The 18645-nt window shown below is 58.8% G+C and carries 13 protein-coding genes; 6 read left to right on the forward strand and 7 right to left on the reverse strand.

Annotated elements, in window-relative coordinates; genetic code table 11:
• Positions 1-21: 21 nt before the first annotated feature.
• Positions 22-891 carry a patatin family protein gene (locus tag ABNF92_RS04530; protein ID WP_349343569.1) on the forward strand — a complete coding sequence of 290 codons (870 nt, stop codon included), beginning with the start codon at positions 22-24 and terminating at the stop codon, positions 889-891.
• Here the strand turns inward: ABNF92_RS04530 and ABNF92_RS04535 are convergent.
• Positions 888-1814 carry a universal stress protein gene (locus ABNF92_RS04535; RefSeq protein ID WP_291908150.1) on the reverse strand — a complete coding sequence of 309 codons (927 nt, stop codon included), beginning with the start codon at positions 1812-1814 and terminating at the stop codon, positions 888-890. The genes ABNF92_RS04530 and ABNF92_RS04535 overlap by 4 nt on opposite strands.
• A 1-nt stretch (position 1815) precedes the next feature.
• Positions 1816-3303: a SulP family inorganic anion transporter gene (locus tag ABNF92_RS04540; RefSeq protein WP_291908151.1), complete on the reverse strand. Its 1488-nt coding sequence runs from the start codon at positions 3301-3303 to the stop codon at positions 1816-1818.
• Positions 3304-3468: 165 nt separating this feature from the next.
• On the opposite strand from ABNF92_RS04540, the gene ABNF92_RS04545 reads away from it, so the two are divergent.
• Positions 3469-4749, forward strand: coding sequence for an MgtC/SapB family protein (locus ABNF92_RS04545; protein WP_349343570.1), 1281 nt, complete (start codon positions 3469-3471; stop codon positions 4747-4749).
• A 5-nt stretch (positions 4750-4754) separates the two neighbouring features.
• Here the strand turns inward: ABNF92_RS04545 and alkB are convergent, their stop codons facing one another.
• A complete protein-coding gene (gene alkB, locus ABNF92_RS04550; RefSeq protein ID WP_349343571.1) occupies positions 4755-5405 on the reverse strand; it encodes a DNA oxidative demethylase AlkB in 651 nt (216 codons plus the stop codon).
• Positions 5406-5517: 112 nt separating this feature from the next.
• Here alkB and ABNF92_RS04555 point away from each other — a divergent pair, with 112 nt between their 5' ends.
• Positions 5518-8343, forward strand: a complete 2826-nt coding sequence (locus ABNF92_RS04555; RefSeq protein WP_349343572.1) for an HD domain-containing phosphohydrolase — start codon at positions 5518-5520, stop codon at positions 8341-8343.
• A 49-nt stretch (positions 8344-8392) separates the two neighbouring features.
• Complete coding sequence (gene djlA, locus ABNF92_RS04560; RefSeq protein ID WP_069183890.1) at positions 8393-9172, forward strand: co-chaperone DjlA; 780 nt, start codon at positions 8393-8395, stop codon at positions 9170-9172.
• Between the two features lie 20 nt (positions 9173-9192).
• Here the strand turns inward: djlA and ABNF92_RS04565 are convergent, their stop codons facing one another.
• Entirely contained in the window at positions 9193-9801 is a 609-nt protein-coding gene (locus ABNF92_RS04565; protein WP_349343573.1) for an isoprenylcysteine carboxylmethyltransferase family protein, read from the reverse strand.
• Between the two features lie 170 nt (positions 9802-9971).
• Between ABNF92_RS04565 and ABNF92_RS04570 the strand changes: the two genes are divergently transcribed.
• Both ABNF92_RS04570 and ABNF92_RS04575 read left to right on the forward strand, forming a co-directional pair.
• A complete protein-coding gene (locus ABNF92_RS04570) occupies positions 9972-11477 on the forward strand; it encodes an amidase (RefSeq protein WP_349343574.1) in 1506 nt (501 codons plus the stop codon).
• A gap of 127 nt (positions 11478-11604) precedes the next feature.
• Positions 11605-13461, forward strand: a complete 1857-nt coding sequence (locus ABNF92_RS04575) for a sensor domain-containing phosphodiesterase (RefSeq protein WP_349343575.1) — start codon at positions 11605-11607, stop codon at positions 13459-13461.
• Here ABNF92_RS04575 and ABNF92_RS04580 read toward each other — a convergent pair.
• The 3 genes from ABNF92_RS04580 to ABNF92_RS04590 are packed head-to-tail and all read right to left on the reverse strand — an operon-like array spanning position 13446 to position 18366.
• Complete coding sequence (locus ABNF92_RS04580; RefSeq protein WP_349344059.1) at positions 13446-14189, reverse strand: pseudouridine synthase; 744 nt, start codon at positions 14187-14189, stop codon at positions 13446-13448. The two genes, ABNF92_RS04575 and ABNF92_RS04580, sit on opposite strands and share 16 nt — an antisense overlap.
• A gap of 5 nt (positions 14190-14194) precedes the next feature.
• Positions 14195-17278 carry an efflux RND transporter permease subunit gene (locus tag ABNF92_RS04585; protein ID WP_349343576.1) on the reverse strand — a complete coding sequence of 1028 codons (3084 nt, stop codon included), beginning with the start codon at positions 17276-17278 and terminating at the stop codon, positions 14195-14197.
• Positions 17279-17283: 5 nt separating this feature from the next.
• Positions 17284-18366 carry an efflux RND transporter periplasmic adaptor subunit gene (locus ABNF92_RS04590; protein WP_349343577.1) on the reverse strand — a complete coding sequence of 361 codons (1083 nt, stop codon included), beginning with the start codon at positions 18364-18366 and terminating at the stop codon, positions 17284-17286.
• Positions 18367-18645 lie beyond the last annotated feature (279 nt).

Consider the following 18645-nt stretch of genomic DNA (forward strand, 5'->3'; position numbering starts at 1 on the left):
TACGACCGATAGGGGGAAAGGATGCTCCACAGCCACGATGACACCGCAACCAGCAATGCCCTTGTGGTGGAGGGTGGCGCCATGCGCGGCATCTTCGCAGCCGGGGTGCTTGATGCGTTTCTGGAGCAGCGCTATCAGCCGTTCACCGAAGCCTGGGGTGTCTCCGCCGGTTCAACCAACCTTATCGGCTACCTCTGCGGCCATCACGGCCGCAACCATCAGGTGATTACCGACCACGCGTGCCGCCCGGAGTTCATCAACTGGGGCCGTTTCTTTCAGGGCGGGCATCTCTGCGATGTTCACTGGCTCTGGCACCGCTCCTACGAGGACGTGCCACTCGACCTGGAACGCTACCTGTCTGGCACCACCAGGCTCTGGGTAGCAACCACATCAGTGGTAACCGGTGAAGCCCGGTATTTCTCCGTCGACGATCAGAACATCCACGATGTGCTCACAGCCTCCTGCTCGATTCCCCTGGCCTACCGTGATTACCCGATCGTGGAGAATGAGCCCATGAGTGATGGCGGCATTGCCGATTCCATTCCGGTTGCCGAGGCCTATCGGCGGGGCGCACGGGATATTACCGTCGTTCTTTCCCGACCTCTGGGCTACCAGAAAAAACCTCTGGCCTTTCCGGCACTCACCAAACGGATGTTCCGGGAGCAACCTGGACTGGCCAAGGCCCTGATCCGGCGCGGCGAACGATATAACGAGACATTGGAGTTCATTCAAAATCCGCCGGACGACTGCCATCTACGGATTATCGCACCGCCAGAGGATTTTCCGGTGAGTCGACTAACCACAGACCTTAACAAGCTGGATCTGGGCTATCAGCAAGGCCACCGCGCAGCGATGGCCTATCTGGCCGACATAGCCCGGGAAGTCGCCTAGCGAAGCACTACCAGCGGCTTTCTGGCAGTTTCGAGCATCCGGGTGGTGGTACTGCCCACCAGGAATTGACGGATGCGGGAGTGGCCATAGGCGCCCATCACCAGGATGTCGATATCCTGCTCTTCCTGATAGGCGTGCAATGCCGGTTCTACGTCTCCAGCCCGGATGGCCAACGTAATTTCGGATTCCAGCCCTGCCAGCATTTTCTCGGCTTTCCTGAGCTGCTCCCAGCGGTCGTTGGTATCCGGACCCACCATCACAAGGTGCAGCGGCATGCCCTTCAGGACCGGGCTGCCAGCCAGCAATTCCACGCCCTTGAACGCCGTGGCGCTGCCATCAAAGGCAAGCATGGCGCTTCGGGGCTCGGTGTACTCGTCGGGCACCAGAAGAATCGGGCGATGCATACTACGAATCACCGTCTCCAGTTGGCTGCCAACGTGGGTGTCACGGTCGGAGCTGCTCTCGCCGTGCAGCCCCATCACCAGCAGGCGAGTCTGGTTCTCCAGCGCCAGCAGGGATTCAGTAAGATCACCGTGGCGCTGGCGCTGGATCACCTCACCGATGCCGGCTTCGGTGACGCGCTTTTGCGCCTCATCCAGCATGTGATGGCCATGTTCCAGGGCCAGCTTGGCGCGTTTGCGGTCCAGCTCTGCCAGATCCTCGAGGAGCTGTTCACGACTGCCCAGACCAATATTGCCTGCCAGATCCGGCTCTGCCGGGTAACGCTCTTCATCAAGGACGTGCAGCAACATCATGGGGGTTTCCATGTGCTTGCTGGCCCAGGCAGCGTAATCGCAAACTGCGGGGGCAGCCTGGGAGCCATCGATACAGGCAACTACTCGTAGCATCTCAACCTCGCCTTCTTGGTCCTTGTGATTTTTATTCTGGCCGGAATCGGTGTTGGATTCCCTGGTCTGTGTCATATCAGTGCCCCATCAACTGGTCGACGGCGTCCGGCTTGTCGTGCACGCCAAAGCGGTCAACTATCGTTGCGCTGGCTTCATTCAGCCCGATGACTTCAACCTCCGAACCTTCCCGGCGGAACTTGATAACGGCCTTATCCAGGGCACCCACGGCGGTGATATCCCAGAAATGCGCGCGACTCAGGTCGATCACCACATTATCGACTGCTTCCTTGAAATCAAAGGATTCCATGAACTTTTCCGAGGAGCTGAAGAACACCTGGCCCACAACCCGGTAAGTACGGGTATCGGTGCTTTCATCCAGCTCGGAGGTCACCAGCATGTAATGACCCACTTTGTTGGCAAAGAACAAGGCCGCCAGCAGAACGCCGGCCAACACCCCAAAGGCCAGATTATGGGTGGCAACCACGACAACAACCGTCACCAGCATAACGATGTTGGTGGAGAGAGGATGTTTGCGAAGGTTGCGGATGGAATCCCAGGAGAAAGTACCAATCGAGACCATGATCATGACCGCCACCAGAGCCGCCATGGGGATCTGGACCAGTACATTGTCGAGCAGCAGCACCATGATGAGCAGGAAGACACCAGCGGTGAGTGTGGAAAGCCGGGTCCGGCCACCGGACTTCACGTTGATGATGGACTGGCCGATCATGGCACAACCGGCCATACCACCGATCAGGCCAGAGCCGATGTTGGCGATGCCCTGACCCTTGCACTCCCGGTTGCGGTCACTGGTGGTGTCTGTCAGATCGTCCACAATGGTCGCTGTCATCATGGATTCCAGCAGCCCTACGATGGCCAACGGAATCGAATACGGCAGGATAATCATCAGGGTTTCCAGATTCAGCGGCACATCCGGCCACAGGAAAACGGGGAGCGTATCCGGCAGATCACCCATATCGCCAACGGTCCGAATATCCAGACCGGTCACCACGGCCACCGCGGTGAGCACCACGATGCACACCAGCGGGGAAGGAAGGACCTTGCCAACCACAGGCACCAGTGGGAACAGGTAGATGATACCCAGGCCGGCAGCGGTCATTGCGTAAACGTGCCAGGTTACGTTCGTCAGCTCAGGCAACTGGGCCATGAAGATCAGGATGGCAAGAGCGTTCACGAAACCGGTGACCACCGAGCGTGACACGAAGCGCATCAGACTGCCGAGCTTCAGATAACCTGCAATCACCTGCAACACACCGGTAAGCAGGGTAGCGGCCAGCAGATACTGCAAACCGTGCTCTTTGACCAGCGTTACCATCAGAACCGCCATGGCTGCCGTGGCGGCGGAAATCATGCCAGGGCGCCCGCCAACGAAAGCAATGATCACTGCAATACAGAAGGAGGCGTACAGTCCGACCTTCGGATCGACACCAGCGATGATCGAGAAAGCAATGGCTTCCGGTATCAACGCAAGAGCCACAACGATACCGGCGAGTACATCGCCACGAATGTTCGAAAGCCAGTTGGCTTTAAGGGAATTCACCATGATTTCGGATTTCCAGCTTGCTAGGAATTCAAAGGTCGCGAAGCTTATCAGCCCCCTTACCGGAAAGTAAGGTCGCTAGCGGTATCTTCTTAGAGGTCTAACGACCGACCCTCTGTACTGCTATCATCAGAACATTCATTGATTAACAAGAGTTTGCACCAACCCATGGACGACGTTGCCTCCCAATTTCTGGCCGGAAACCAGACCACGCTGAATCTCGCTGTTGCGCTTTTGCTCGGTGCCATCATCGGGCTGGAGCGAGGATGGGATGCCCGGGAACAGAAATCGGGCGAACGCATTGCCGGTATCCGCACCTTCGCCATGGTCGGTCTGCTTGGTGGCATCTCGGCCGTGTTGGCCGAAGAAATTACCGAGTGGGCGTTTCCGGTGCTATTGGTCAGCGTTGTGGCCATGGCCATTGTGGCCTACAGCGAGCGGCTTGAGCACATCCGCAACTTCAGCATCACTGGCATGGTCGGTATGGTGCTGACGTTTTGCTTCGGTGCGGTTGCAGTAGCAGTGGACCCGGTGATCGCCACTGCCGCAGCGGTCGTGACTGCAATCATTCTGGATAACAAGGAAGAAATTCACGGCTGGGTGAACAAGCTGAAGGAACACGAACTGGATGCCGCACTGAAACTGCTGCTGATTTCCGTGGTCATGCTGCCGTTGCTGCCGAATGAAAAGATGGGGCCCGGCGGAGTACTGAACCCTCGGGAAATCTGGTGGATGGTGGTGATGATCGCTTCCATTTCCTTTGTGGGCTATTTCGCCATGCGGGTGGCGGGCACGCGCAAGGGAATCCTGTTTACCAGCCTGTTCGCAGGACTGAGCTCGTCCACCGCCCTCACCCTGCACTTTGCCCGCCAGGCCTCGAAAAATCCGCAGCTCAATGCCCAGTTCGCCACCGGCATACTCATCGCCTGCGGCACCATGTTCCCGCGCATTCTTGTGTATTGCCTGGTGATCAATCCGGATCTACTACCCAGCCTTGTCTGGCCGGTCGTTATGATGACCGCCCTGTTGTACGGCCCAGCGTTCTTCATCTGGCGAAAAAACGAACGACAGCTTCGTGTCAGCCAGCCGGCACTCAACCAGAACCCGCTGGACCTGACTTCGGCTCTGGTTTTTGGTGGGTTACTGACGGGCATCCTCCTGCTGGGCGAGTATCTGGGCACCTGGCTGGGTGATGCCGGCATCTATTTTCTCGCGGCCACCTCCGGTATTGCCGACGTCGATGCCATCACCCTCTCCCTGACCCGCATGTCCAATAACAGTCTGGCAGCAGGCACAGCCGTAATCGGTATTGTGATCGCCGCAGCCACCAACAACCTGGTGAAGTCGGGGCTGGCTGGGTTTGTCGGCAACCGTCAGACAGGTTTCCTGGTCGGCATCCCCATGGTGTTCTCGCTGGCAGCCGGACTGCTGGTCGCCTGGCTGCAATAATTTTTTTACCTGGCCCGCCGGAACGTGAGGTTGTAACGGTAACCGCCTGTCAGCGGATGCTCTCCGGCCTTGAGTGTCAGCACACCGTGATAGCGCATCCGGGCAGGGCCACCCCAGACCACGACATCACCGTGACCAAGGGGCACCCGCATCGGGCGTTCGCTGCGCTTCAGACCGCCGAACTGGAAAACAATGGGCAAACCCAGGGAAACCGACACAATCGGCTGGCTGAAATCCTCTTCATCCTTGTCCTGGTGCAGCCCCATTTTTGCCCCGGGCTGATATCGGTTAATCAGGCAGGCATCCGGCTCAAACCCCTCGAAACCGGCGGTGTCTGCAGCGCTTCTGGCAAGTTCTCGAAAAACAGCCGGCATGGCAGGCCATGGTCTGCCGGATTCGGGATCTTCGGACTGATACCGGTAACCTTGGCGATCGGTGACCCAGCCAAGATTCCCGCAGCAGCTCATGGCCGCAGACATCGAATGGCCGCCCGGGGTTTTCATGTGCCTGAGTGGCGCTTCTGAGGTGACCTTTTCAATACCTTCCAGGAGCCTTTCAGCGTCTGTCAGCGCAAATTGGCGCAGCACCACCGCCCCCTCCATCAGAGGCTCAACGGTCTGTTCCGGAGGCTGTTCGCCAAACAGGTCCTGAGTCATAACTACTTATCCCACCTAAAAAAACGGAAAAAACGCCTGCCAGCGTCTAGGCTGTCAGTAAGACGAGCCATCTCTGGCACTTTACGCCAATCTACACCGGTAAGGATCATCCATGCATCGAAAACGCCAGTCGGCCCAGGTTTCGCTGGCCCTTCTGATTGCATCGGCCATTACCCTGGGCATGCTGGTCCTCACGATTGTTCTTATTGGCCAGAGTTTCCGGGGCATGGAATCGGCCAAAGTGTCTGCCGCCGGCGCCACCGCCCGGCAACTGGCTGTCAGCGTTGACGACCGTATCCAGGCCATCACCGCACCGCCGTCGACCGCCCTTGCCGTGCTCAGCCACGACAGCCTCGCAGGTGCACAGACCTTGTCGCAACGTCTCGACCGGCTTCCGGTAATGGCTGACATACTCACCAGTAGTGACATTGTCAGCGCCGTCTATGCCGGTTACCAGAACGGAGACTTTATTCTCCTGCGCAAGGTTCGAAGTTCCGGAACACTCCAGTTTCCCGATGCGCCGAACGAAACCCGTTTTCTACTCCAGACGATCACCCACGGAGGTGACGGAACACCGGGCCAATGGCGTTTCTTCAATACCAACATGCAACTGATTGAACAGAGACCAGTCCCCGAATACAACTACGATCCACGTACGCGCCCCTGGTTCGATGCCGCCAAGGCATCGGATTCCACGGAGCTATCCGCTCCCTACGCGTTCTTTACCACCCAGGAAACCGGGATCACCCTCTCGCGCCGGGCATCCGCGGAAACCGGCGGCCCGGATACCATTTTCGGCATCGATGTCACCGTGACCGATCTGAGCAACCAACTGGCAGAGCTTCGCCAGACAGCGAACACCCGGATCGCCATCGTGAACCAGGATAGGGAAGTTCTGGCGGATTCCGGGAACGCGAGAGAGCCCGGGCCGGCGATTTCAGGGGCCCTGGACCGGCGAGGAGAGCTCATGGCGGACAGTTTTGTTACCCGGTTCAGTGCTGAAGGCAAAGACTGGTATGGAATGACCGAGCCTCTCAGTGCCCTGAAACAGGAAGGGCTGAGCATTGCCGTGGCGATTCCATCAGACGAGCTGCTGGCTGACGTCTGGGCAGCCCTTGCCCGGCAAACCATGATCGCGGGGCTCATTGCTCTGCTGCTTCTGGTCATCGGTTGGTTTCTGGGTCGTCGGGTCGGCCGTCCCCTGGAGCACCTGACCGACCAGGTTAGCCGGCTGTCACGGTTCCGTTTCGATACTGCGGTCCGGTCCGACTCCCACATCCGCGAGGCACGCCAACTGAGTGTGGCCCTGGACGACATGGCACAAACCATCCGAAGCTTCCAGAGCATCGCCACCGTGCTGAACCGGGGCCAGGACCTGAATCATCTGCTCCGGGACATTCTTGAGCAGATTATCCATATTGTTGGCCAGAAGCGCGGCGGCATCTACCTGTTTGCGCGCCAGAGGAACCAACTCTCACTGGCGGTCAACCAGGACCTTCAGCTGCCGGACACCATCGTGGATGTGCGAGCGGAACTCGACGATAACGAGATTATCCGTCTGCTGCGACAGCAGATCTCCGGGCATCCTGTGTTTGCAGTTCTCAGAAACCGTCGCAAGCAGCTGATCGGTGTCCTGGCGATCGAAATGGAGCTGGGCGACCACACCCAACTGAGCGACGACCTGATCGTCTTCGTGGACGAAATTGCCGGCTCTGCCGCCGTTGCCATCGAAACCCGGGAACTCATAGAAAGCCAGCAGGCGCTGCTTGAGGGCATCATCCGGCTCGTGGCCAATGCCATTGACGCCAAATCACCCTACACCGGCGGCCACTGTGAGCGGGTGCCCAAGCTCGCCCAGATGCTGGTTGATGAAGCGATCGCCAGCAACGAGCAGGCCTTTGACTCGTTCACCATGACCGACGAGCAACTCCAGGAATTCCAACTGGCCGCCTGGCTCCACGACTGCGGCAAGATCACCAGCCCCGAGTATGTGGTCGACAAGGCGGTCAAGCTGGAGACCATCCACAATCGCATCCACGAGATCCGTACTCGGTTCGAAGTACTGCACCGTGATGCCGAGATCCGTTACCTCAACCGCGTGCTGTCCGGTGATGAGGAGAAAGACGCCGACCGGGAACGCCAGGCTACCCGGGCCAGACTGCAGGAAGAGTTCCGTCTGGTTGCAGCAGTCAATCAGGGCGGTGAGTTCATGGCCGAAGAGGACATCCAAAAAATCCGCAGCATTGGAGAACAAACCTGGATGCGTCATTTCAGTGACCGCCTCGGCCTGTCTCCCGACGAGAGGAATGCCCTGGAGGACCGTCCGGAACCACCACTGCCCTGCCCGGAAAAGCTGTTAGCCGACAAACCGGAACATCTCCGGCCCTGGGGCGACCAGATTCCTCCGGTCCAAAAAGACGACCCGAGAAACCGTTGGGGTTTCGATATGGAACTGCCCGCGTACGCCTACAACCGCGGGGAGCTGCACAACCTGACGGTGGTCAAGGGCACGCTGACAGACGAAGAGCGCTTCAAGATCAACGAACACATTGTGCAGACCATTTGTATGCTGGACGCACTGCCACTGCCCGACCGCCTTGCCAATGTCCCCCGGCTGGCGGGAACCCACCACGAACGCATGGATGGCCGGGGCTATCCCTGCGGCCTGACAGCGGCGGAGATGGGCATACCCGAACGGATCATGGCGGTCGCCGATGTGTTCGAAGCACTGACCGCCGTAGACCGCCCCTACAAAGACGGCAAAACCCTGACAGAATCCCTTACCATTATGGCCCGTATGGTTGAAGACGGACACATCGACCGGGCAGTATTCCAGCTCTTTATTCGTTCAGGCGCCTACAAGCGTTACGCCAACCAGCACCTGAAACCGGCGCAGATCGATGAAGTCGATGAAAGCCTGTTCATGAAGCCGGCCTGAAAAACACGTATATTCTATGGGCTGATTCATCCCTGTTAAGGACATCTTAATGCTGTTTGCAATCATAATTGGCGGCCTGATTGGCTACGCCTTCGGCAAATTCCCCGGTTTTCTGATCGGTGCGGCGATTGGCGCCTTTCTCTTGAACCTTCTCAAACGCCGGCTGATTGGCAAGCTCCAGAGCATCCAGTCCGGCTTTATTGAATCCGTCTTCGCGGTAATGGGCGCCCTGTGCAAGGCGGACGGCGTAATATCCAGGGATGAAATCCAGATGGCCGAAGCCATGTTCGTGCGCTTCCGCCTGAATGAAGACCAGAAGGAAAAGGCCAAAGCCGCCTTCAACCGGGGCAAGGAGCCGGACTTTGATCTGGATGCCGAGCTGAACCGCTTTCTCCAGGCCAGCGGGCGGCAGCCGGCCTTCCTGCAGATGTTTCTGCAGGTTCAGGTATCGGCGGTGGCTGCGGATGGCAAGATACATCCGGCCGAACACGAAATGCTGGTGCGGATAGCCCGTGGGCTGGGATTGCCAGAGAGCCAGGTGGATCAACTTGAAGCCATGCTTCGGGGCGCCCACACCCACCGGGCCGGCGCCGGCCAGCCTTCGTCAGCGGATCAGATCAGCGATGCTTACAAGGTTCTGGGGGTGTCCTCGTCGGCCAGTGATGAAGAACTCAAGAAGGCCTACCGGAAGCTGATGAGCGAGAACCACCCGGATAAACTCGCGGGCCGGGGATTGCCGGAAAGCATGCGGGAGATGGCGGAGGAACGCACCCGCGAAATCAGTCATGCCTACGATGTGATCAAGGAAGCGCGGAAAAAATCCGCGTAGTGCCATTTCCGGTTATCGGGTCAGAACCAACGAGGTACGCGCACCCGGTAACGCTCGTAATCTTCGCCGAACTTGTCCGCCAGCGCCTTCTCCTCCTCGCGGGCCTGGCGGGTAATCACCAGCACACCGGCCACCAGGCACACCAGGGAAAACACACTGGGCAGCGCCAGGAAAAAACCGAGCTGTCCCGCCATCACAGCCATAAACAGAGGGTTCCGCGAGCGACCAAACGGACCGCCTGTCAGCAGTTTGCGCTGATCCTTGCGCGGATCAATCCCAGAGCGCCAGTCTTCGTGCATGTAGGCCTGCAGATAGTTTACGGCCGTATATGAGCCGATCAACAGCAGCATGCCGGCCAGCAAAACGGGCGAGCCGTAGAGCGGGCCGAAAACGCCCAGCCAGCCGTCAACATCGACAAAAATGCGCACCACGCAAACACCCAGAATGAGCGCACGAAAGACATTGAAAATCTGTCGATGCCACCAGGGCGCAGTCCCTCGCTCACCATAGTTAATGTGCGAAAAGTGCATACGCTGATACAAGCCGAGGCTCCGGCCAGCAAACTGCAGACCGATCATCAGAAAGAAAATGCCAAGAAAGTGGCGTACGAGGGGTTCAATAACTTCCATCAGGATCGCTTACAACGGGTTGAGGCCGACAGCTTATTATCTGTAGGCGTCTGTGAAAAGGGTTTGGGGTGGGAGTCAGGTCACTCTGGGGCCAACCCTTCCTAAAATGACATGTCATCACGTTTTTAAATGCATTAGAGTGGATCAGTCATTTGCCGGAGAATTCTGTTATGCGTGCCCCCGAAATCCCTGAGTCTTGCCATGCATTCTGCAACGACGTGATGGGGCGCGATGACGCAACAGCCCTGGCAGAGAGAATCCGCAACCGGGAGATTTCGGTCACAGAACTCACCCGCGCTGCCATCGCCCGGGCCCAGGCAGCCGACCCGCTGATCCATGGCGTGGCTTTGGCGAACTACGACGAGGCACTCCAAACCGCCTCAAGATGCGACGCAGAGGGCAAGGCGGGTGCCCAGAGCTTGTTCCGGGGCGTTCCGACCTTTATCAAAGACAACACCAACGTGACAGGACTGGCCACACGCCAGGGCTCTCTGGCCGTGCCTGGAACACCGGTTTCCGATACCAGCCCATTTGCCCGACAACTGCTTGGCCAGGGTTTCCTGTGCCTTGGCAAAAGCACGCTGCCTGAATTCGGCTTCAACGCCTCCACCGAGCCTGCCCATGGACCGGCCACAAGAAACCCCTGGAATCTCGCCTATTCATCTGGCGCGTCATCCGGCGGTTCAGCAGCCCTGGTGGCCGCCGGCGTGGTGCCCGTTGCCCATGCCAATGACGGCGGAGGCTCCATCCGCATTCCGGCCGCTTGCTGCGGCCTGGTCGGCCTCAAACCCACACGAGGACGATTGATCGATAACGAGGCGGCCGCTTCCCTGCCCATCAACATAATCAGCGAAGGCGTGGTGACCCGTTCGGTGCGGGATACGGCCAATTTTCTCGACCAGGCACAAAGCTATTACCGGAACCCGAAGCTGCCAGCAGTGGGTAACATTCAAGGGCCTTCAGGTCGGCCCCTGAGGATAGGCCTGGTGCTGGACTCCATCAATGGCCATAAAACCGACAACATCACTCGCCAGACCGTCGAAGAAACCGCTCTCAGACTGGAAAGGCTCGGGCACCGGATTGAACCTGTCCCCGTACCCGTGCACAGCGCCTTTCCTGAAGATTTTGCTCTCTACTGGGCCCTGCTTGCTTTCGGTGTGAGGACCAACGGCCGGAAAATACTTCACCCGGACTTCGACAAACGCAGAACGGATGGGCTAACCAACGGGCTGGACAGAATGTTCAGACGACAGTTCTGGCGCCTCCCCGCCGCACTCTGGCGGCTCAGGCGCTCCTGGCACGACTACGCCCATGCCATGGCAGGTTTCGATGCCGTGCTCACGCCGGTGCTCGGCCACACAACGCCCACCCTTGGTCACCTGAGCCCCGACGTACCTTTCGATACCCTGTTCGAGCGGCTGCGCCAGTTTGTCAGCTTCACCCCACTGGCCAACGCCACGGGCGCACCGGCAATCTCCATACCCGCGGGGCGAACCCCCGATCATCTGCCGGTATCCGTTCAATTTATGGGCCGTCATGGGGGCGAATCTACGCTTCTTGATATCGCCTACACGCTGGAGGCTAACCATCCTTGGCCACAGCTCTACGAGCTCAAACAGCAAGATTTAACCAACGAAGACCGTAACGCCAGGGACTCTCTGGCCGATACCCTGTAAAAGTGGACACCCATAACAACAGCTGCCATATTCTTTAGGAAGCTCAGAAACAACCTGACCTCTGGGCCGAACCGACACCGAGGACCGTTCGTATTTCCAGTAAAGGCACACCATATTGAGCCCTGCCATGCGTGACAGTGAAGTCCTGGTGACCCATCACAGGTCACTGATGGAACTGAGCCATAACATCAGGTTTATCGAAATGCCCCGGCCCCGGAAGCTGGCAGCCCTCATGGAGCTGTGCACCCGCTTGCTGGGTGTAAAACGGGCAAGTGTATGGCTGTTTCCGCCGGAGCGGGACCGTATCACCTGCGAGTGGCTTCATGACAAAGAGCTGCCCGGCCGCAATAGCTGCACCGCGCAGAATGGCTCGGAGTTCAACCTGTTTCGCTCAGACCACCCGGAATACTTCCGCGCCATCACCGAAGAACGGGTCATTGCCGTGGAGGATGCCCGCAATGACATCCGCACTCGGTCATTCGACCAGGATTATCTGTCAATCCAGAACATCCAATCCATGCTGGATGCACCCATATTCGACGGCGAGCACCTCAGCGGGGTGATCTGCCTTGAGTCAAGTGAACGACGTGACTGGTCGGTCCCTGACATCTCTTTGTCAGCGGCCATTGCTGACACCATAAGCCTCATGAACACCCACGAAGCGTGGCTTAGGTCCAAGCGTGCCCTCGATTACGTCAGCCGTTACGATTCTCTCACCGGCCTCGCCAACATAGATTCGCTGCGCGACCGGTTGAGCCACCTGGTGCGCAAGATCAAACGTCGAGGTACCGGCAGCCTGGCGCTGCTCTGGATCGATGTTGACCGCCTCAAGACCATCAACGATGGACTGGGCCCCCAGGCGGGCGATCAGGTGATCGCCGACATCGGTATGCGCCTTAAAGACATCCAGTTGGCAGGCAAGGACTTCCTGGCCCGAATTGGCGGGGACGAGTTTGCCCTCGTCATCCGCAACTACACCCTGCCCGGGTTTCTTGATGAAGTCACCCAAGAGATCCAGACCCGGATCCGCCAGCCAATCCGGGTGTCCGACCAGGACCTGAACGTGAGTGCCAGCGTGGGTATCTGTCATTTCCCGGGCGACTGTCGTGAACCCGAGGAGCTTCTCCGCGGCGCCGAAGCGGCCATGTATCATGCCAAAAGGCAGGGCCGGGACCGATCCACGCTGTTCGACTCGGAAATCCAGATGACAGCACGCTCCCGATTTGCGCTGGAAAGCGAATTGCGGGAAACGCTCAAAACCAACGGCCTCGATGTATTCTACCAGCCAATCATGGACCGCACGGGAACACAGCTGGAAAGTGCCGAGGCGCTGGTTCGCTGGAAGCATCCACAGCGGGGCTGGCTGTCACCGATCGAGTTTCTCGACGTAGCGCGCAGTGCCGGGCTGATGTACGAACTCGGCGCCTGTGTACTCAAGAACGTCTGCGCCCACTGGCGTCAGGCGAAAGAACAGAACACTCCCTTACCCACCATATCCGTCAATCTCTCCGCCGAGCAGGTACTGGTGCCGGAATTACCGGATTTGGTGAGGGAAATCTGCAAGAACCAGGATATGCCAGTCAGTGCCCTTCAGTTTGAAGTGACCGAGGATTCGATCCAGGGCGATTTCGGTGGGATAGGTCGTATTCTGGAGCAGCTGGTAGAGGCGGGTGCGGAGCTTGCCATTGATGATTTCGGCACCGGTTATTCATCGCTGTCACGGTTAAAAACCCTGCCCTTCTCCCGCATCAAGATCGACCGATCGTTTATCAACAACCTCCCTGATGACGACAACGATTGCGCAATCACCCTGTCGATCATCGGGTTGGCCAGGGGGCTCGGGCTTTCGGTGGTCGCCGAAGGGGTAGAAAGCGAAGCTCATGAAGCCTGGTTGTTCGAGAAAGGCTGCGACTACCTCCAGGGCTACCGTTACAGCAAACCGCTTCCCTATTCCGACTTCATCAGTCGTTATTGTTCCAGGTGATTGCGCGCATCAAACCCGGGAAATATTGATAACACCTCAAGGAAGCTTGCCTCGGGCGCGGCACTAACCGTCAGGGGTTCACCATAAACAGGATGGCGAAAGGCCATCATCGTCGCCGCCAGCATCAGACGCCCCTCACCGAAACGCTCGGCAAAATAACGGTTGTGTCGGCCCCGGCCGTGATTTGCGTCGCCAATCATCGGGTGATTGATATGCTTCATGTGCCTTCGCAACTGATGCTTCCGGCCTGTTTTTGGGCACAGTTCTACCACCGCGTAACGACTGGTCGGGTATTTCTCGATTTCCACCGGTATCTCGGTGGTCGCCAACGTGCGGTAATGGGTAAGCGCATTCCGGACCGGCTGCTCCATCCCTTTCAGGCGCCGGTCTTCTGGCTCTTCCCTCAGGGGATAATCGATCTCTCCATGCTCCGGAGGCCAGCCACGCACCATGGCCAGATAGGTTTTCGCCACGTCCCCGGCCATCATTGCCATACCGAGCGTGCGAGCGGTATCGCTGTCCCTGGCAAACACCAGGATGCCCGAGGTGGGCCGGTCCAGTCGATGTACCGGGTAGACATGCTCGCCATCATTCAGCGCCCTGGCATATTGCAGGGCAAACTCGGTTTCGTGTCTGTCGATGGGGCTTCGATGCACCAGCAAGCCAGCTGGCTTGTGGACAATCAGAAGATACTCATCCCGATAAAGAACACTCAGCGGATTCTGCATGGGCATCAAACGCTTCTGTACCGGCTGGTGAGACTACCAAAGGCCTGGCCAGCCCGGTTGCCCAATACCAGCAACGACGGCGTGAGCAACAGCGTCAGCACCGTTGCAAATGCCAGTCCGCCGGCGATGGCACTGGAAAGCTGGGTCCACCACTGGGTAGAAGGCGCGCCCAGACCGAGGGACGGCGTAATCAAATCCACGTTGACGCCCAGAACCATGGGCATGAGCCCCAGCACGGTGGTGATCGCGGTAAGCAGAACCGGCCGCAGACGCAGGCAACCGGTTTCCAGGGCGGCCTCATAGGCCTCCATGCCGTCCTTGCGCATCTGGTTATAGGTATCGATCAGAATGATGTTGTTGTTTACTACGATGCCCGCCAGTGCAATCGTGCCCATTCCCACCATCACAATGCCAAACGACTGGCCCGTGAACAGCAGGCCCAACAGCACGCCCGCCGTCGACAGTACGATCGCCGACAGAATCAGGAAGGTCTGGTACATCGAATTGAACTGTGTCACCAGTATCAACAGCATCAACCCGATAGCCACCAGGAAGGCCGTCGCCAGGAAGTTGGAGGCCTGTTGCTGATCCTCGTTCTCGCCGGCAAACTTCACCGAAACACCCTCGGGTGGTTCTGGCATCTCCGCCTGCAGGGCCCGCAGCAGCTCGTCCACACGACGGCCCGGTGCCAGATCAGATTTGATCGTCACGGTCCGCTGGCCATCCACCCGGACAATACTGTTGGTCTTGTCACCCGGGCGAAGATCCACGAATTCTGAAAGCGGCACCTGGCCCCGTGAGGTATGGATGGTCTGGCGTTGCAGGTGGTCCAGTTCCCGCCAGTTGTTGGGCACGCGCACCACAATGTCCACTTCGTCCCGCACGTCTTCCGGGCGATAGGTCGCCAGTTTCAATCCGTTGGTAACCAGGCGCACGGCACTTCCGATACCCAGGACATCGGTGCCAAACCGAGCAGCGGCTTCCCGGTCTACCTGCAGTCGCCACTCGATACCGGGCAGGCTCCGGTCGTCTTCAATATCCACGAAGCCACCGAGTTCGCGCATTCGATCTTTGATTTCGTCCACGTAGCCATTGAGGCTGTTCGCCTCCCGGCTGCTCACCTGAAGCTCTATCGGCTTGCCTTCTGCAGGACCACCCTCCTGCTTGCGGAATTCCAGTTCAATGCCAGGAATATCGGAGGTCAATTCCCGGAAGTCCTCGAGAATCTCACTGGCCGGTCGCCGGGTGAACCAGTCAGTAAACTGGAACTGCAGAACGCCGATAACATCCGGCGCCAACTGTGAGCTGGTCTGGACCATCGAGCGGGCGTAAAGGGCCTTTACCTCAGGCATACCCCGCAGCCGCTGCTCCACTTCCCGCACAATGGCATCCCGCTCCCACACCGAGAGATCGCCTCGCGCCCTCACCTGCACCTGGGCGGAATCCGGCTCCACACTGGGGAAGAACTCCACCCCGTGGTTGAAGCGGGCATAGGCCGCATAGATCACGGCGATCACACAAAGCACGCCTATCAGCGTCAGCCCTGGTGACTTGAGCAGCAGTGCCAGCAGCTGCCGGTAGCCCTGCATCAGGCGCCCCTGCAAGTTTCCCTGGCGCGCGCGCCGGCCTCCACTGGTGCTACCCAGCACGGGCAGGAACACCAGCGCCATGGCCAGGGAAGCGATCAGGCAGATGATCACCGTCAGCGGCAGGAATTTCATGAATTCTCCCACCACGCCCGGCCAAAATAGCAGCGGTACAAACACGGCCAAGGTGGTTGCGGTCGACGCAATAATGGGCCAGGCCATGCGGCTCGCCGCCTCGGCCCAGGCGTGCTTGACCGTCTGCCCTTCCGACAGGTTCCGATCCGCCAGCTCGGACACCACGATGGCGCCATCCACCAGCATGCCCGCCACCAGGATCAGACTGAACAGCACCACGATATTGAGTGTGAGCCCCATACTCCAGATCACCAGGATACCCGTGAGGAACGCGCCCGGGATGGTCAGTCCCACCATCACCGCTGAACGGGGCCCCATGGCGGCGATAACCACGATCAGGACCAGCACGATGGCCGTGAGCACGTTATTCAGCAGGTCACTGAGGATATCCCGCACTTCTTCGGACTGATCCATGATGTAGCGAATTTCCAGGGAATCCGGCAACTGCGGTTTGGCTTCTTCGATCAACTGACGGACCTGGGCAATGGTCTCGATGATGTTGGCACCGGAGCGTTTGGACACTTCCAGCACCAGCGCCGGCTCGCCGTTGATACGGGCAAAGCCGGTGGGGTCCTTGAAGGTGCGCTGGAGCATGGCGACATCGCCAAAGGTGACTACCGTATCGCCGTCCACCTTGACCGGCATGGACATCACATCCTCAATGGTCTCGATCACTCCGGGCACCTTCAGCGCCATGCGGCCATTTCCGGTATCCAGAGAGCCTGCAGCGACCAGCTGGTTGTTGCGCGTTACCAGGGAAGCCAGTTGATCGAAGTCGATTCCGTAGCTCTCCAGCACCTGGGGATCGACCACAATTTCCAACAGGTCCTCGCGATCGCCACCAATCTCCACTTCCAGCACTTCCGGAATGGACTCGATGGCATCCTGGAACCGGCGGGCAATGGTGATCAGCTCGCGCTCCGACAATGGGCCGGAGAGACCCACGGACAGGACCGGAAACAGGGACACGTTGATCTCGTTCACCCTGGGCTCATCCGCTTCCTGGGGCAGTTTGGTACGGGCGGTATCCACCTTCTCCCGCACATCCTGCAACGCCTTGTCCGGATCAAACCCGGCATCGAACTCCAGCATGACCGACGCATGGCCCTCCGAGGCCGTTCCCCGCATTTCCTTGATACCTTCCAGCGAACGCAGCTCCTGCTCCATCGGGCGCACCAACAGACGCTCAGCGTCCTCCGGGCTGATACCGTCCAGGGTCATGGACACATAGATCATCGGAATGGTGACGTCGGGGTTGGCTTCCTTGGGAATGGTCTGGAACGCGGCGATACCGCCCAGAATCAGGAACAGCAGCGTGAGCAGGGTGGTCCGGCTGCGGTCAATGGCGGCGAAGATCAGGCTGCGCATCTGCCCTACCCCCTGTTTTCGGCGGCATCAACGGGCACCACCTGCTCGCCGATGCTGACAAATCCGCCACCGCGGGTAATCAGCCGGATCTCATCCGGCAAACCGGTAACCCAGGCGCCTTCGGTGGACACGCTCAACAGCTTCACTTCACCGAACTCCACGCGATTCTCGCCGTTCACGTACTTCACACCGGGGCGACCATCGTCACCGAGGGACAGGTAAGCAGGCGAGATAAACATGGCCTTCACCTCCGGCAACGCCACCCGCAGGCTGGCACTGCCACCCGCAACCCGCTTGCGATCCGGATTCTCAACGGCGATTTCAACAGCAAAACTCCGGGTTTCCGGGGAGGCGGCGCTGGCGACAAAGGTCACCACGCCAGAAAGACGACTGCCATCCAGCAAATCCACACGAACCGCCTGGCCGGGCGCCACATCACCCACAGACTGCTGGGGGATCCGCGCGGTGGCCTTCAGTCGATCCACGCGCACCAGCTCAAACAGCGGAGACCCCACCTGCACCAGATCGCCTATATCCACCGATTTGCTGTTGATCGTGCCGTCAAATGGTGCCTTGGGGGTGAGGTGACTGACCGCCTGACGGGCACTGGTCAGTTCCGCTTCCGCCCCCGCAAGCTCACTTTCCAGACTCAGGATCTGCGACTCCGAAGCAAGGTTGTTGGCACGCAGCCGACGGGCGGCCAGAAGGTCCGCTTCAAGCTCCCGAACCCGCGACTGCCAGCGCGAAACTGCAGCACTTCGCCCTTCATCCGATATCGTCAGCAGCGTCTGCCCCTGCCGAATCTGCTCACCGAGACCCACCGCCAGGGATTCCACCCGGCCTGGCACCTGGGCACTCAGTGTGACCGAATTCCAGGGCTCCAACTGGCCCTGCAGCATCAGTCCCGGCTCATGAAGCCGCGCCGCCAGGGTTTCCACCTGAACCGTCGTGAGCTGACCATCGCCGCCATCCTGACGTTCCGGAGCCTCGTCACTGGCGACCTTCACCTCACCGGTCGCCATCCAGACCACCAACGCGATTACGATCAGAAGTGACAGTCCGAGAGAACCCCATTTTGCTTTCGTCATTGAATGCTCACTGTTCCTGATTCGAAGGGTGACAGAAAAAAACCGGCAATTAACGGTTGCATCCGTCTAAAAACGTGGGGTAGATTCTACACAGAATCTTTTTATGAATTCAGAGCAGACTGTCGATTTTATGAATCTCAACGCAGTGATTGTCCTTGTGAAGCTTGTCCTGGTGGTCGTGGTACCGTCCGGGGGCTTCTGCGTGGACAAGCGGGTGAGATAGCGACAAACCTGACAAAACACCAGAAACCCCCGGCACCGAAAGGTCCCGGGGGTTTC

Source organism: Marinobacter sp. MMG032, assembly GCF_040112695.1.
GTDB classification, from domain to species: Bacteria; Pseudomonadota; Gammaproteobacteria; order Pseudomonadales; family Oleiphilaceae; genus Marinobacter; species Marinobacter salsuginis.

Excerpts from the sequence above, each read along its gene's own strand:
- ABNF92_RS04580 (WP_349344059.1), bottom strand. The coding sequence starts at position 14,189 with ATGCAGAATCCGCTGAGTGTTCTTTATCGGGATGAGTATCTTCTGATT.
- ABNF92_RS04575 (WP_349343575.1), top strand. The coding sequence starts at position 11,605 with ATGCGTGACAGTGAAGTCCTGGTGACCCATCACAGGTCACTGATGGAA.
- ABNF92_RS04570 (WP_349343574.1), top strand. The coding sequence starts at position 9,972 with ATGCGTGCCCCCGAAATCCCTGAGTCTTGCCATGCATTCTGCAACGAC.
- ABNF92_RS04535 (WP_291908150.1), bottom strand. The coding sequence starts at position 1,814 with ATGACACAGACCAGGGAATCCAACACCGATTCCGGCCAGAATAAAAAT.
- ABNF92_RS04540 (WP_291908151.1), bottom strand. The coding sequence starts at position 3,303 with ATGGTGAATTCCCTTAAAGCCAACTGGCTTTCGAACATTCGTGGCGAT.
- ABNF92_RS04530 (WP_349343569.1), top strand. The coding sequence starts at position 22 with ATGCTCCACAGCCACGATGACACCGCAACCAGCAATGCCCTTGTGGTG.
- ABNF92_RS04555 (WP_349343572.1), top strand. The coding sequence starts at position 5,518 with ATGCATCGAAAACGCCAGTCGGCCCAGGTTTCGCTGGCCCTTCTGATT.
- alkB (WP_349343571.1), bottom strand. The coding sequence starts at position 5,405 with ATGACTCAGGACCTGTTTGGCGAACAGCCTCCGGAACAGACCGTTGAG.
- ABNF92_RS04565 (WP_349343573.1), bottom strand. The coding sequence starts at position 9,801 with ATGGAAGTTATTGAACCCCTCGTACGCCACTTTCTTGGCATTTTCTTT.
- ABNF92_RS04590 (WP_349343577.1), bottom strand. The coding sequence starts at position 18,366 with ATGACGAAAGCAAAATGGGGTTCTCTCGGACTGTCACTTCTGATCGTA.
- ABNF92_RS04545 (WP_349343570.1), top strand. The coding sequence starts at position 3,469 with ATGGACGACGTTGCCTCCCAATTTCTGGCCGGAAACCAGACCACGCTG.
- djlA (WP_069183890.1), top strand. The coding sequence starts at position 8,393 with ATGCTGTTTGCAATCATAATTGGCGGCCTGATTGGCTACGCCTTCGGC.
- ABNF92_RS04585 (WP_349343576.1), bottom strand. The coding sequence starts at position 17,278 with ATGCGCAGCCTGATCTTCGCCGCCATTGACCGCAGCCGGACCACCCTG.